This window comes from Novosphingobium sp. NDB2Meth1 (genome assembly GCF_900117425.1).
In the GTDB taxonomy this organism is placed as follows: domain Bacteria; phylum Pseudomonadota; class Alphaproteobacteria; order Sphingomonadales; family Sphingomonadaceae; genus Novosphingobium.
In genome coordinates this window covers 227,421-240,159 of the sequence record NZ_FPEH01000016.1, presented here as the reverse complement: position 1 = coordinate 240,159, position 12,739 = coordinate 227,421, and the positions used below count along the sequence as shown (strand labels likewise).

The following is a 12,739-nucleotide window of genomic DNA, read 5'->3' as shown; positions in this document are numbered from 1 at the left end:
AGAACCCCTCCGTCAGCCCTTCGGGCTGCCACCTCTCCATTTGTGCTTCGCAAAAATGGAGAGGAACTTCAGCCGTCGAGCATCGCTACAGCGGGCGTCGGCTTGACCTTGCTCGCGAGGAGCTTGTCGATCTTGCGGCCGTCCATGTCGACGACTTCGAAGCGCCAGCCCTGATCGTGGAAGTGCTCGCCCTCGCTCGGCAGGCGCTTCAGCACGGATAGTGCAAAGCCGGCCGCAGTGGCGAAGTCGCGGTCTTCGGGCAGCTCGATCGACAGGCGGTCGGCCAGTGCGTCGGCGGGGAGCGCGCCCGAGAGCAGCAGCGAGCCGTCCTCGCGCTCGACGATCATCGGTGCATCGCCCTCATCGCCATGCGCGACGAAATTGCCGACGATGGCATCGAGCAGGTCCGCCGGGGTGACGATCCCTTCGAGGTGGCCATACTCGTCATGCACCAGCGCGATGGCGACTTCGGCCTGCTGGATCACGCGCAGCGCATCCATCGTATCGAGCTGGTCGGGCACGATGGCGGGCTTCTTCATCAGCCGGCTGAGCATGACCTTGCGGCCGCGCAGGAGCACCGAGAGCACATCGCGGACCTTGACCACGCCGACGACGTTGTCGACCGAGCCGTCCGCCACGAGCAGCAGCGAATGCGGGCTGTCGGCAATCGCGGCGCGCAGGTCCGCCTCGGGCGCACGGCGCTCGATCCAGTGAAGTTCGGTGCGCGGGGTCATCACTTCGCGCACCGGGCGCTCCGCGAGGCGCATGATGCCGGTCATCAGCGCGCGCTCGTCTTCCTCGATCACGCCTGAGCGGGTGGCCTCGGCGAAGATCATGTGGAGTTCCTCCGCCGTCACGTCCTGCTCTTGCTGACGGTGCATGCCAAACAGGCGCAGGATCAGCACGGAGGAGCTGTTCAGCAGCCAGACGAGCGGCGCGGTGGCCTGAGCCATGAGCTGCATGGGGCGCGCGGCAATGATCGCGATGGGTTCGGCCAAGCGCAGACCGAGCTGCTTGGGCACGAGTTCGCCGATCACGAGGCTGAGGTAAGTCGTCGCCGCGATCACCAGCATGAAGCCCGCTGTCTCGGCCCATTCGGCCGGAACACCGAGCGCGGCGAGGCGTTCTCCGGTCGGCCCGCCGAGGCTGGCACCGGAGTACGCACCGGCGATGATGCCGATGAGGGTGATGCCGATCTGCGCGGTCGAAAGCAGCTTGCCGGGGTCTGCGGCCAGTTCGAGCGCCAGTTTCGCGCCCGCGCTGCCACCTTCGGCCGCAACCTTGAGGCGGGCGGGACGTGCCGAGACAATCGCCAGTTCTGTCATGGAAAACAGGGCGTTGAGGACGACCAGCCCAAGGATGATGAGGGCGTCGGGCCAAGGATACGGGGTCACCCCAAGGTCGCTAGCAGATTTGAACGCGCGCGCGAAGTGCTGCTATTCGGGTGGCGTTCAGGATGTTAGGACGAAGATGCGTACCGTAACCGTTTTTGGCGGTGACAGTACAATGCAACGAACCCTCGGACGAGGGACCGTTCACAGGGGAAGTATCATGAAGATCAGGCGCGTTCTTGTTTCCAGCCTCTGCGCTGTCTCGCTCGTCAGCCTCTCGGCCTGCGTCACCGATCCGAACACCGGCCAGCAGAAGGTTTCGCGCACGGCGATCGGTGCCGGCGGCGGCGCGCTGGCGGGTCTGCTGCTCGGCGGCCTGATCGGCGGCGGCACGGGCCGCATCATCGGCGCGGGCATCGGCGGCGTCGCCGGGGCAGCCATCGGCTATTCCTATGACAAGCAGATCAAGCAGCTGCGCGAGCAGACCGCTGGTACTGGCGTCGATGTGAGCCCGGTGGACGGCGGCAAGGCGATCCTCGTCAACCTGCCCAACGGCGTGACCTTCGATACCGACAGCACGGTGATCAAGCCCGGCTTCCGCGACACGCTCGACAAGGTGGCGCAGAGCCTGGTGCAGTATCCGGATTCGCTGATCGACATTTACGGCCACACCGATTCGACCGGTTCGGACGCGTACAACCAGACGCTTTCGGAGAACCGCGCCCGCGCGGTGGCCGATTACCTTTCCTCGCGCGGGGTTTCGGCGGCGCGCATCCGCAGCCAGGGCCTTGGCGAGAGCCAGCCGATCGCCTCGAACGCGACCGAGGAAGGCCGCTCGGCCAACCGCCGCGTGGAAATCAAGATCGTGCCGGTTTCGCAGGAAGACGTCGCCCGCGCGCGCCAGGGGCAGTAACTGGTGAAATAGACCGTTCCAGCCGGGTTGACGCCAAGTCGGCCCGGCTGGCATCGCTCCTTGCGAAGAGGAGCATTTCCATGACCTTTACCCGCCGCACGATCGCCGGTCGCGAGACCAATCCCATCGGCCTTGGCTGCATGTCGCTGAGCTGGGCCTATGGCACCCCGCCTTCGGACGAGGACGGCAAGCGCCTGCTCGCCCGCGCGCTCGATCTTGGCTACGACCACCTCGATACCGCGCGGATCTATGGCGATGGCCACAACGAAACGCTGATCGGCGAGGCGCTTTCGGGGCAGCGCAACAAGTTCTTCCTCGCCAGCAAGACCGGCATCATCGTTGATGGCAAGGCGCGGCGGATCGACTGCAAGCCCGAGACGATCCGGGGCGCGCTCGAAACCTCGCTGCGGCTGCTCAAGACCGACCACATCGACCTCTACTACCTCCACCGCCGCGATTTCACCGTGCCGATCGAGGAATCGGTCGGCGCGCTTGGAGACCTCGTGCGCGAGGGCAAGATCGGCGGGATCGGCCTGTCCGAAATGTCGGCCGAGACGGTGCGCCGCGCCCACGCCGAGCATCCGATTGCCGCGCTGCAGACCGAATATTCGCCGATGACGCGCAATCCGGAAATCGCGGTGCTGGAGACCTGCCGCGAGCTCGGCATCACCTTCGTGGCGTTCTCGCCCGTCTGCCGGGGCCTGCTGGTGGACGAGCGGCCTGATCCCGCTGCCATGCCCAAGGGCGACATCCGCCCGAACATGCCGCGCTTTCAGGGCGAGAACTGGGCGCACAACCTTGGCCTTGCCGAACAGTTCGCAGCCTTGGCGGCGCGCGAGGGCGTGACGGCGGCGCAGCTAGCGCTCGGCTGGGTGCTGGCGCGCGGGCCGCACGTGGTGGCGATCCCGGGCACCTCGCGGCAGGACCACCTCGCCGAAAACATCGCGCGGTGGGACTGGGAGCCTTCGGCGGCGCTGGTGGCCGAGGTGGATGCGCTGATCAACCACCAGACCGTGGCGGGGCACCGCTATGGGCCGGTGATGCAGGCGACGATCGATACGGAAGAGTTTGAGGCGGCTTGAGGCGTCTGGCGGGTTTTTTGTGCCTCCGGCGGGCAAGGGCCATCGCCCTTGCATCCCGATCACTTTTCCATCTCGTCACCAGCGAGCGTAGCGAAGCAATCCAGAGCCGCGCAACACCGCCCTGGATTGCTTCCCCCGGCTCACGGCCGGGGTCGCAATGACGAAGTGTGGGGATAAAAGGCATTCCCCTCCCATCCCCGTCACCCCGTGCTTGACACGGGGTTGGGCTGTCCTTCTGGCGCTGCGCCCGAAAAGAAAAGCCAAGGCCCGGATCAAGTCCGGGCCGACGATTTTGTGTGGTGGCGGGTAGCCCAGTCAGTATGAATAGATTCGAGCGACTGCGTTCGCTCCCCCGCGGAAGTGGGCCACGGCCTATCCTTGGCTTAAAACGGGCACTCAGCAAGCACGTTTTCGCCGCTAAACGGCGAAAGTATCCGCAGCTTCCATCGTCCAGAAAGCGACGGCGTGTACTGCGATACGAGTGCGACCGAGGAGCTACACATTTTTATTGCCTCCCTCGCATTAGTATCAATGCGAACATCGACAGATGAATTCCAGCCGCTTACATCACATCTGCTGACGAGATTTGTAGTCATCATAGCATTGCAAACGCGATATGCGGCATCGACCGCATCATTTGAACGCTGCTGGTCCTGTGATGGGGACGAAGTACATGCGGAGATTAATGCGAAGAGCGCGGCGGATATCGCTAACTTCTTTCTTGGTTGCAGCATGTTCGGCTTCCTCCCGGATCCCTAGCTTATAGTAGTCGAGCCGCAGGTGGGAGTCACCGCCTGCTGGCTGCTGATTTGGAGACCGGTTGTTTTCCGCCTTCCACCAAAACCGCCCCAAAACTCAGGGATGCAAGGGCGATGGCCCTTGCCCGCCGGAGGCCCTTTCCTAAGCCATCCGGCTCGCCCGCTCGGCCAGCCGGTCCACTGCCGCAGCGTGGATCGCCGGCGCTGCGGCGAGCAACCCGAACGCACGCGGATCACGCTTGTTGTACGCCAAAGGCGCGCCGAAGGCGTCGCTGACGGCGGCGCCGGCTTCGCGGGCGATGAGGGCGGCGGCGCCGATATCCCATTCGTAGCCCCAGCGCAGCGTGGCGAGGAGGTCGGCTTCGTCGGCGGCGACCATGGCGATGCGGAGCGCGATGGAGTTGGGCTTGTCGACGAGGACGAGATCGTGGTCGACGCGGGGGAGGGCGTCGGCGGGGACGCGCGCGCCGGTGAGGGACTGGCGGTTGCTGGCGGTGAGGGGCAATTCGTTGCGGGTGGCGCCTTGTCCGGCGATGGCCTGCCAGTATTCGCCGCGTGCGGGGGCATCGAGCGCGCCGATGAGGGGGCGGCCTTCGGAGATGAGTGCGACCGAGACGGCCCAGCCGGGGCGGCCGCGGACGAAATCGCGCGTGCCGTCGATCGGATCGACCAGCCAGCACAGGCCCTTGGCGAGGCGGGTGGGATCATCGACGGTTTCCTCCGAGAGCCATCCGGCGGAGGGCAGCAAGAGCCCGAGTTCCCGCTTGAGGTATGTATCGACCGCGAGATCGGCGGCGGAGACGGGGTTGCCGGGCGACTTGTCCCACACATCGAGCGCGTGGCCGTGGCCGGGCCAGCTGGCGAGCGCCAGGCGTCCGGCTTCGGCCATGATGGCGCGGAAGCGGTCGAAGTCGATCATTGGCGATTGCGATGCGGGTTTGGCAGCCGGAGCGCAAGGGCCTCGTGCGCGTGGTGGCGGGCGAATGCATTCGTATTCGGCCATGCCGACGTCCTGCATGTCGGGAATGCATCCGCGCAGGCACAATTGGGTGCCGCGAACCCTTTTCAAGCCCTTAGCCGTGTGCTTAAGGCAGCGCGACCTGCCGGTTCAATCCGCTTGCTCTCATTCTCTTGATGCGGGGATCACGCATGAACGTTCATGAATATCAGGCCAAGGAATTGCTCGCCAAGTTTGGCGTCGGCATTCCGGCGGGCATTGCTGCCCTGACCGTGGAAGAAGCGGTTGCCGCCGCGAAGCAGCTGCCGGGGCCGCTCTATGTGGTGAAGGCGCAGATCCACGCGGGCGGGCGCGGCAAGGGCAAGTTCAAGGAGCTGCCGGCGGATGCCAAGGGCGGCGTGCGGCTGGCCAAGTCGGTCGAGGAAGTCGAGGCGTTTGCCAAGGAAATGCTGGGCAACACGCTGGTGACGGTGCAGACCGGCGCGGCGGGCAAGCAGGTCAACCGCCTCTACGTGACCGACGGCGTTGATATCGCGAAGGAATACTACCTCTCGATGGTGGTGGACCGCGCAACCGGCCGCGTCGCGATGATCGTCTCGACCGAAGGCGGCATGGATATCGAAGAGGTGGCGCACTCGACGCCAGAGAAGATCGCTACGATCACGATCGATCCGGCGCAGGGCTTCATGCCGCACCACGGCCGCGCCGTAGGCTATGCGCTGAAGCTGACGGGCGAGCTCAACAAGCAGGCTGCGACGATCGCCAAGCAGCTCTACACCGCGTTCATGGCGCTCGATTGCGACATGCTCGAAATCAACCCGCTGGTGGAGACGAAGGACGGCAATCTGCTGGTGCTCGACACCAAGATGAGCTTCGATTCGAACGCGCTCTATCGCCACCCCGACGTTATGGCGCTGCGCGACGAGACCGAGGAAGATCCGGCAGAGATCGAGGCCAGCAAGTACGACCTCGCCTACATCAAGCTCGACGGCAACATCGGCTGCATGGTGAACGGCGCCGGCCTTGCCATGGCGACGATGGACATCATCAAGCTGAACGGCGAATTCCCCGCCAACTTCCTCGACGTGGGCGGCGGCGCCACCACCGAGAAGGTGACCGCGGCGTTCAAGATCATCCTGCGCGATCCGGCGGTGAAGGGCATTCTCGTCAACATCTTCGGCGGGATCATGAAGTGCGACATCATCGCCGACGGCATCGTTGCCGCCGCGAAGGAAGTGAACCTGCAGGTTCCGCTCGTCGTGCGCCTTGAAGGCACCAACGTCCAGCAGGGCAAGGATATCCTTGCCAATTCGGGTCTCCCCATCGTCCCCGCCAACGACCTTGGCGATGCCGCGCAGAAGATCGTGGCCGAAGTCCGGAAGGTTTCCTGATCCATGAGCATTCTTGTCAACAAGCACACCAAGGTCATCACCCAGGGCATGACCGGCAAGACCGGCGCGTTCCACACACAGGCTGCGCTCGACTACGGCACGCAGATGGTCGCGGGCGTGACCCCCGGAAAGGGTGGCACCAGCCACATCGGCCTGCCGCAGTATGACACCGTCGCCGAAGCCAAGGCCGCGACCGGCGCCACCGCGAGCTGCATCTACGTGCCGCCTCCGGGCGCGGCGGATGCGATCCTCGAGGCGATCGACGCGCAGATGGAGCTTATCGTGTGCATCACCGAGGGCATTCCGGTGCTCGACATGGTGCGCGTGAAGCGGGCGCTGCAGGGTTCGAAGTCGCGCCTGATCGGGCCGAACTGCCCCGGCGTGCTGACGCCGGACGAATGCAAGATCGGCATCATGCCGGGCTCGATCTTCAAAAAGGGTTCGGTGGGCGTCGTCTCGCGTTCGGGCACGCTGACCTATGAGGCGGTGTTCCAGACCTCGAACATCGGCCTTGGCCAGACGACCGCGGTCGGCATCGGCGGTGACCCGGTCAACGGCACCAACTTCATCGACGTGCTCGAGCTGTTCCTGGCCGACGAGGACACCAAGTCGATCATCATGATCGGCGAGATCGGCGGCGACGCGGAAGAGAACGCGGCGCAGTTTCTGATCGACGAAGCCAAGCGCGGGCGCAAGAAGCCGATGGCCGGCTTCATCGCGGGCCGTTCGGCGCCTCCGGGCCGCCGCATGGGCCACGCCGGCGCAATCGTTTCGGGCGGCAAGGGCGATGCGGAAAGCAAGATCGCGGCGATGGAAGCGGCGGGCATCCGCGTTTCCCCCAGCCCGAGCCTGCTGGGCGAGACGCTGGCGGAAGTGCTCAAGGGCTGAGGCTCTCGCGCAGACGACGAAGAACGGGGCCGGGGGGAAACCTCCGGCCTTTGTCGTTGGGCTCAGCCGGCTGCGGCGATTTCGGCGTCTATAGCGGCGGCATCCGCGCCCATGCTGGCGCAGATGAAGCGGACGGCGGACTGGTAGCGCGGCAGTGCGTCGTCGGGATCGGCGTAACCCGCGATCTCAAGCCCGACGAGGCCGTGCATCTGGCCCCAGACGAGGAAGGCGAGGTCCTGTACCTCGGCGGGGGCGGGCGCCGTGTTGCTGTGGTGGGCAAGGCACGTGCCGACGGCATCGACCAGCGCAGCAAAGGCCGGATAGGCGTCTTCGACCGGCACGGAGAGCGAGACGAACTGGCTGTGGCGACCGGTCGGGGAGAAGCGCTTTTCGCCGCCGAACATCAACCGGTACATGCCGGTGTGGTCGAGCGCGAAGCGGCGGTAGGCGAGCATCTGGCGGACCATCCAGCGCAGCGGTGCTTCGCGTTCCTCGACTTCGAGCGCATAAGCGTGAAGCCGCGCGAAGCCGATGGCGTAGAGCGCCTGCATCAGGCCGGGTTTGCCGCCATAGAGCGTGTAGATCGCCATCGTGGAGGAACCGCAGGCCCGCGCCAGTTCGCGCAAGGCGACGCCGTCCGGCCCGTCGCGTCGCACCAGCGCTTCCGCTTCCTCAAGCAGACGCGCGGCGAGGTCTTCACGCGGGGGTTCGGCGGTGAGGGTCCTCTGATTCGGCATACTTTAGTAAGTGCCCGCTTGCAGCGTGAAATTCCAGTGGTATAAACCTCATATAACAACGTTATTGAGTCGATCCAGTGCGGGGAACGGGTAATGGGCGGCATCGAAAGTGAAGGTAGCAGCAGCGGGCGCCATGGCGCAGGGCCGATCACCCCGATTACCGTTCGGCAGGGCGGCTTTGCTTTTGCCGAGGATACGCCGGCGCACTGGATCCAGCATGCGCCCGAATTCGCGCAGATGGTCAATGGCGCGTCGTTTGTGATGCCGCATCTGGAGCCGTTCCTTGTCGCGACGCTGGGGGAGGCGGCGAAGCTGATCGCGGACCCGGCGGTGCGGCGCGAAGCGCGCGACTTCTGCATGCAGGAAACACAGCATTACCGCACGCACCGCCGGTTCAACGATGTGCTGCTGGGGCAGGGCTACGAAAGTCTGGCCGCGGTCGAGGCCGAGATGGCGGCTGCCTATGCGCGGCTGCTGGAGCGCCCGCTGGCGGTGCGGCTGGCCTATGCGGCGGGGTTCGAGGCGATGACCTTGGGGCTGACCGACTGGCTGGTGGGCAACCGGGTCGAGCTGTTCCGCGGCGCGGACCCGCGCGTCACCTCGTTCATTCTGTGGCATATGGTCGAGGAGACCGAGCACAAGCTGGTGGCGCACGACGTCTACGAAGCGGTCTCGCCGGGCTATTGGCGGCGCGCGGTGGGCGTGTTGCACGGCTCGCTCGATGTGATCCGCTGGAGCCGGCGGTGCTACCGCGCGCTGCTGTTGGCAGACGGACGGTGGCGGCGCCCGGTGTCGCGGCTCAAGGTCTGGTGGTGGGCTGCGCGGTTCCTGCTGGGGGCCGGGCCGGCTGTGCTGCGCGCATTGGTGCCGGGGCATGATCCGCGTGACATGAAAGATCATCCGTGGGTGCGCGAGTGGATCGCCGGGCACGCGCGGCAGGAGACGCGCGGCGCGCCGATGCCGCTGATCGATACACAAAGCGCCGCGATGCCGGTGCCGTTCTGAGGGGGTGGGGATGGACCATGGAGAACTGCGCAGCGTTCAGCGCATGCTGATCGTCCAGGGCGGCTATGTTATGCTACTGGGGTTCGTCGCGGGCTTCGGCTTCGTGTTCTACCTCATCGGCAGCATCGAGCTCTGGCCCATTCCCGGAAAGATCGCCGTGCAACTGCCCGGCAGCGACAAGGCTTGGCGGATGAGCCACATGGAAGGCGTGCTCAACGGGCTGATGCTGTGGCTGGTGGCGGCGCTGCAACCGGCGATGGCGCTGCCCGTGGCGACCGCGCGCCGCATCGCGCGGATGCTGGTGCTGACGGCGTGGTGCTTTCCCATCGCCTCGCTGTTCGACGCGCTGTTCAAGGACAGTCGGGGCCTCAGATTTGCGGCACCGGTGACGAACCTGATCCCTTTCTTCCTGTTTTACGTGGGCATCATCGCGCTGGTCTGGGCTGTGATCGAGATCGTGGTCCGCGTCCGCAAACAGGTCTGAGCTACCCCTCCACGATCCGGTAGGGGACCAGATCGCGCTGGCTGGGATCGACGGCGATGGCCTTGTCGCTCGGCGGGAAGGCGCGCTGGTCGCAGCTGTCGCGCGGGCAGATGCGGCAGGAGATGCCGATGCGGGTGACGGCGTCCTCGTTCGTCAGGTTGAGGCCGTCGGCATAGACGAACTCGTCGGCCAGCGCAGCTTCGCAGCCGAGGACGACGGCGTAGCGGCGGGGCTGGCGGTAGTAGCTGCCGCTGGGTTTCACGAGGCCCTTGGCGATCGAGACGTAGCGGATGCCATCGGGCATTTCGGCGAGCTGGACGTGGATGCGGTCCGGGATGGCGACCGCCTCATGGACGATCCACAAGGGGCAGGCGCCGCCGAAGCGCCCGAACTGGAGCCGCGTGGCGGAGTGGCGCTTGGTGATGTTGCCTGCCATGTCGACCCGCGCGAAGAACACCGGAATGCCGCGCGCCTGCGGGCGCTGGAGCGTGGAGAGGCGGTGGCAGCACTGCTCGAAGCTGACGTGGAAGAGCTGGCGCAGGCGGTCGATATCGTGGCGCAGCGTGCGCGCGGCGCTGCGGAAGCGTTCATAGGGCATGAGGAGTGCGCCCGCGGCGTAGTTGCCGAGGCCGACGGTGAGAAGGTGGCGCGCGGCTTCGGTCTGCAGCGGGGCGGAGGCGACGATTTCGGCGATCTGGCCGGACAGCGCCATGGCGGCGACCTGGTAGGCGAGCTGGAAGCGGCTCGATTCGTTGGGCTGGGCGGAATCGAGTTGGAGGTGGCGGCGCTTGGCATCGAACCGGCGCAAGGCGCCGCCGCTGGCCCATTCGATGGTCACACCCTCGCGGCGCAGCCATTGCTGCATCGTGCGGATGCGAGGGGACGCATCGTCTCCGGCAATCCAGTGCGCCAGGGTTTCGGCGTCGCGATCGATGCGGTCGACATAGTTGTTGGCGAGGTGGAACCAGTCGCGCACTTCCTCCCACGGGAGGCGGCCACCCGCGATTTCGGAGCCGCCAAGGTCCGCGCCGATGGCTTCGTCGAGCATCTCGAGCCGCTGGCGGCCCTTGGCGAAGAGGCCGTGGAGCGTGATGAAGCTTTCCGCGAACTGGGGGAACTGGCGGGCGAGGCGTTCGACCTGATCGGCGGGAATGCCGCCGGGCAGCTGCGGATCGGCGAGCGCCTCGCGCAGCGATTCCGCGAGGGTGTCGGCTTCGGGCGGCGCGAGATCGGCCCAGTCGATGGGAAAGGCGGCGCGCAAGGCATCGGCCAGCGCCGGGGTGAGATGGCGCTCGTCGGTTTCGAGCTGCGAGAGATAGGGCGCGCTGATGCCGAGTGCTGTGGCCATCTCGGCCTGACGCAAGCCACGGCGCTGGCGCAGGGTGCGCAAGGCTTGCCCTGCAAAGATCCGGCGGTTGGACATCTTTACCATCTCTGAGATGCCCCAAGCCCGCTCACCCTGAGCTTGTCGAAGGGTGCTGGCGCGACGGTCGCGCTGTGATGCTTCGACAAGCTCAGCATGAGCGGGGTGGGGAGGGGACAGGAATGAGGATGTGTAGTTTGCAAAGTCTGACTTTGCAACTTTGCTGAATTGCATTGGACAGGCGCGCTGCAATGCGGCATCCGCCAGCGCCTTGAACGCTTGCAGTCGAGGAATGCGCCCGCATGTCTGCCAATATTGCCGAAATGGAAAAGCGCCGCGAGGCGGCCCGCATGGGCGGCGGCCAGCGCCGCATCGATGCCCAGCACGCCAAGGGCAAGCTGACCGCGCGCGAGCGGCTGGATATCCTGCTCGACGAGGGCAGCTTCGAAGAGATCGACGCCTACGTCGAACACAACTGCGTCGATTTCGGGATGCCCGAGCAGACCGTGCCGGGCGACGGCGTGGTGACGGGTTCGGGCACCATCAATGGCCGGCTGGTCTACGTGTTCAGCCAGGACTTCACTGTGTTCGGCGGTGCGGTTTCCGAGCGGCATGCGATGAAGATCTGCAAGATCATGGACACCGCGCTGAAGGTCGGCGCGCCGGTGATCGGGCTTAACGACAGCGGCGGCGCGCGCATTCAGGAAGGCGTTGCCAGCCTTGGCGGCTATGCCGAGATCTTCCAGCGCAACGTGCTCGCCTCGGGCGTGGTCCCGCAGCTCAGCCTCATCATGGGACCCTGCGCGGGCGGCGCGGTCTATTCGCCGGCGATGACCGACTTCATCTTCATGGTGAAGGACAGCTCCTACATGTTCGTCACCGGGCCGGACGTGGTCAAGACGGTGACCAACGAGATCGTCACGCAGGAAGAACTGGGCGGCGCGGTGACGCATTCGACCAAGACTTCGGTGGCGGACCTCGCCTGCGAGAACGATATCGAGGCGCTGCTGATGGCGCGCGAGTTCTTCGACTATCTGCCGCTGACCAACCGCTCCGGCGTGCCCGAGCGGCCGACGGCGGATGCGTGGGACCGGCTCGAGTACAGCTTGGACACGCTGATCCCGGCCTCGGCCAACCAGCCTTATGACATGCACGAGGTGATCACCAAGACACTCGACGAGGGCGAGTTCTTCGAAATCCAGCCCAAGCACGCCGCGAACATCATCTGCGGCTTCGGGCGGATCGAGGGCAAGACGGTGGGCGTGGTGGCGAACCAGCCGATGGTGCTGGCGGGCGTGCTCGATATCAATTCCTCCAAGAAGGCCGCGCGGTTCGTGCGCTTCTGCGACGCGTTCGAGATTCCGATCATCACGTTTGTCGACGTGCCGGGCTTCCTGCCGGGCACCGCGCAGGAACTGGGCGGGATCATCAAGCACGGCGCCAAGCTGCTGTTCGCCTATGCCGAGGCGACCGTGCCCAAGATCACCGTGATCACGCGCAAGGCTTATGGCGGGGCCTATGACGTGATGGCCTCCAAGCACTTGCGCGGCGATCTCAACTACGCCTGGCCGACCGCTGAAATCGCGGTGATGGGCGCGAAGGGCGCGGTGGAGATCATCTTCCGCGGGCTTTCGACCGAGGAGCAGGCGCAGAAGACCAGGGAATACGAGGACCGCTTCGCCAACCCGTTCGTGGCGGCGAGCAAGGGCTTCATCGACGAGGTGATCTATCCGCATTCCACCCGCAAGCGCATCGCGCTGGGGCTGCGCAAACTGCGGAACAAGAGCCTCGAGAACCCCTGGAAGAAGCATGACAATATTCCGCTGTGA

General features: G+C 65.6%; 11 protein-coding genes. 7 read left to right on the top strand and 4 right to left on the bottom strand.

All coding sequences use genetic code 11. The features are described 5' to 3' along the window. Positions 1–68: 68 nt before the first annotated feature. Positions 69–1,394 (bottom strand): hemolysin family protein, encoded by a 1,326-nt coding sequence (locus NDB2M1_RS13275; RefSeq protein WP_054122783.1) that lies wholly within the window; start codon positions 1,392–1,394, stop codon positions 69–71. 157 nt (positions 1,395–1,551) lie between these two features. On the opposite strand from NDB2M1_RS13275, the gene NDB2M1_RS13270 reads away from it, so the two are divergent. Beyond that, complete coding sequence (locus NDB2M1_RS13270) at positions 1,552–2,244, top strand: YiaD family glycine zipper/OmpA-like lipoprotein (protein ID WP_072382978.1); 693 nt, start codon at positions 1,552–1,554, stop codon at positions 2,242–2,244. Positions 2,245–2,324: 80 nt separating this feature from the next. Continuing rightward, entirely contained in the window at positions 2,325–3,326 is a 1,002-nt protein-coding gene (locus tag NDB2M1_RS13265; protein WP_072382977.1) for an aldo/keto reductase, read from the top strand. A gap of 900 nt (positions 3,327–4,226) precedes the next feature. Here the strand turns inward: NDB2M1_RS13265 and NDB2M1_RS13255 are convergent. Beyond that, positions 4,227–5,003 (bottom strand): 3'(2'),5'-bisphosphate nucleotidase CysQ, encoded by a 777-nt coding sequence (locus tag NDB2M1_RS13255; RefSeq protein WP_072382973.1) that lies wholly within the window; start codon positions 5,001–5,003, stop codon positions 4,227–4,229. A 230-nt stretch (positions 5,004–5,233) separates the two neighbouring features. Between NDB2M1_RS13255 and sucC the strand changes: the two genes are divergently transcribed. Next, positions 5,234–6,433, top strand: coding sequence for an ADP-forming succinate--CoA ligase subunit beta (gene sucC, locus NDB2M1_RS13250; RefSeq protein WP_072382971.1), 1,200 nt, complete (start codon positions 5,234–5,236; stop codon positions 6,431–6,433). Positions 6,434–6,436: 3 nt separating this feature from the next. Beyond that, a complete protein-coding gene (sucD, locus tag NDB2M1_RS13245; protein WP_072382969.1) occupies positions 6,437–7,321 on the top strand; it encodes a succinate--CoA ligase subunit alpha in 885 nt (294 codons plus the stop codon). Between the two features lie 62 nt (positions 7,322–7,383). Here sucD and NDB2M1_RS13240 read toward each other — a convergent pair whose 3' ends face one another. Then, complete coding sequence (locus NDB2M1_RS13240; RefSeq protein ID WP_072382967.1) at positions 7,384–8,058, bottom strand: TetR/AcrR family transcriptional regulator; 675 nt, start codon at positions 8,056–8,058, stop codon at positions 7,384–7,386. Positions 8,059–8,151: 93 nt separating this feature from the next. Between NDB2M1_RS13240 and NDB2M1_RS13235 the strand changes: the two genes are divergently transcribed. Both NDB2M1_RS13235 and NDB2M1_RS13230 read left to right on the top strand, forming a co-directional pair. Further along, positions 8,152–9,063, top strand: coding sequence for a metal-dependent hydrolase (locus tag NDB2M1_RS13235; RefSeq protein ID WP_083554847.1), 912 nt, complete (start codon positions 8,152–8,154; stop codon positions 9,061–9,063). A 10-nt stretch (positions 9,064–9,073) separates the two neighbouring features. Beyond that, entirely contained in the window at positions 9,074–9,547 is a 474-nt protein-coding gene (locus NDB2M1_RS13230; RefSeq protein WP_072382965.1) for a hypothetical protein, read from the top strand. A gap of 1 nt (position 9,548) precedes the next feature. On the opposite strand, the gene NDB2M1_RS13225 is transcribed toward NDB2M1_RS13230, so the two are convergent. Further along, positions 9,549–10,970: a helix-turn-helix domain-containing protein gene (locus NDB2M1_RS13225; RefSeq protein ID WP_072383243.1), complete on the bottom strand. Its 1,422-nt coding sequence runs from the start codon at positions 10,968–10,970 to the stop codon at positions 9,549–9,551. Between the two features lie 242 nt (positions 10,971–11,212). On the opposite strand from NDB2M1_RS13225, the gene NDB2M1_RS13220 reads away from it, so the two are divergent. Further along, a complete protein-coding gene (locus tag NDB2M1_RS13220) occupies positions 11,213–12,739 on the top strand; it encodes an acyl-CoA carboxylase subunit beta (protein ID WP_072382963.1) in 1,527 nt (508 codons plus the stop codon).

Bases quoted from the DNA above. Each gene is read 5' to 3' on its own strand.
- NDB2M1_RS13270 (WP_072382978.1), top strand. From the start codon at position 1,552: ATGAAGATCAGGCGCGTTCTTGTTTCCAGCCTCTGCGCTGTCTCGCTC.
- NDB2M1_RS13265 (WP_072382977.1), top strand. From the start codon at position 2,325: ATGACCTTTACCCGCCGCACGATCGCCGGTCGCGAGACCAATCCCATC.
- NDB2M1_RS13255 (WP_072382973.1), bottom strand. From the start codon at position 5,003: ATGATCGACTTCGACCGCTTCCGCGCCATCATGGCCGAAGCCGGACGC.
- sucC (WP_072382971.1), top strand. From the start codon at position 5,234: ATGAACGTTCATGAATATCAGGCCAAGGAATTGCTCGCCAAGTTTGGC.
- sucD (WP_072382969.1), top strand. From the start codon at position 6,437: ATGAGCATTCTTGTCAACAAGCACACCAAGGTCATCACCCAGGGCATG.
- NDB2M1_RS13240 (WP_072382967.1), bottom strand. From the start codon at position 8,058: ATGCCGAATCAGAGGACCCTCACCGCCGAACCCCCGCGTGAAGACCTC.
- NDB2M1_RS13235 (WP_083554847.1), top strand. From the start codon at position 8,152: ATGGGCGGCATCGAAAGTGAAGGTAGCAGCAGCGGGCGCCATGGCGCA.
- NDB2M1_RS13230 (WP_072382965.1), top strand. From the start codon at position 9,074: ATGGACCATGGAGAACTGCGCAGCGTTCAGCGCATGCTGATCGTCCAG.
- NDB2M1_RS13225 (WP_072383243.1), bottom strand. From the start codon at position 10,970: ATGTCCAACCGCCGGATCTTTGCAGGGCAAGCCTTGCGCACCCTGCGC.
- NDB2M1_RS13220 (WP_072382963.1), top strand. From the start codon at position 11,213: ATGTCTGCCAATATTGCCGAAATGGAAAAGCGCCGCGAGGCGGCCCGC.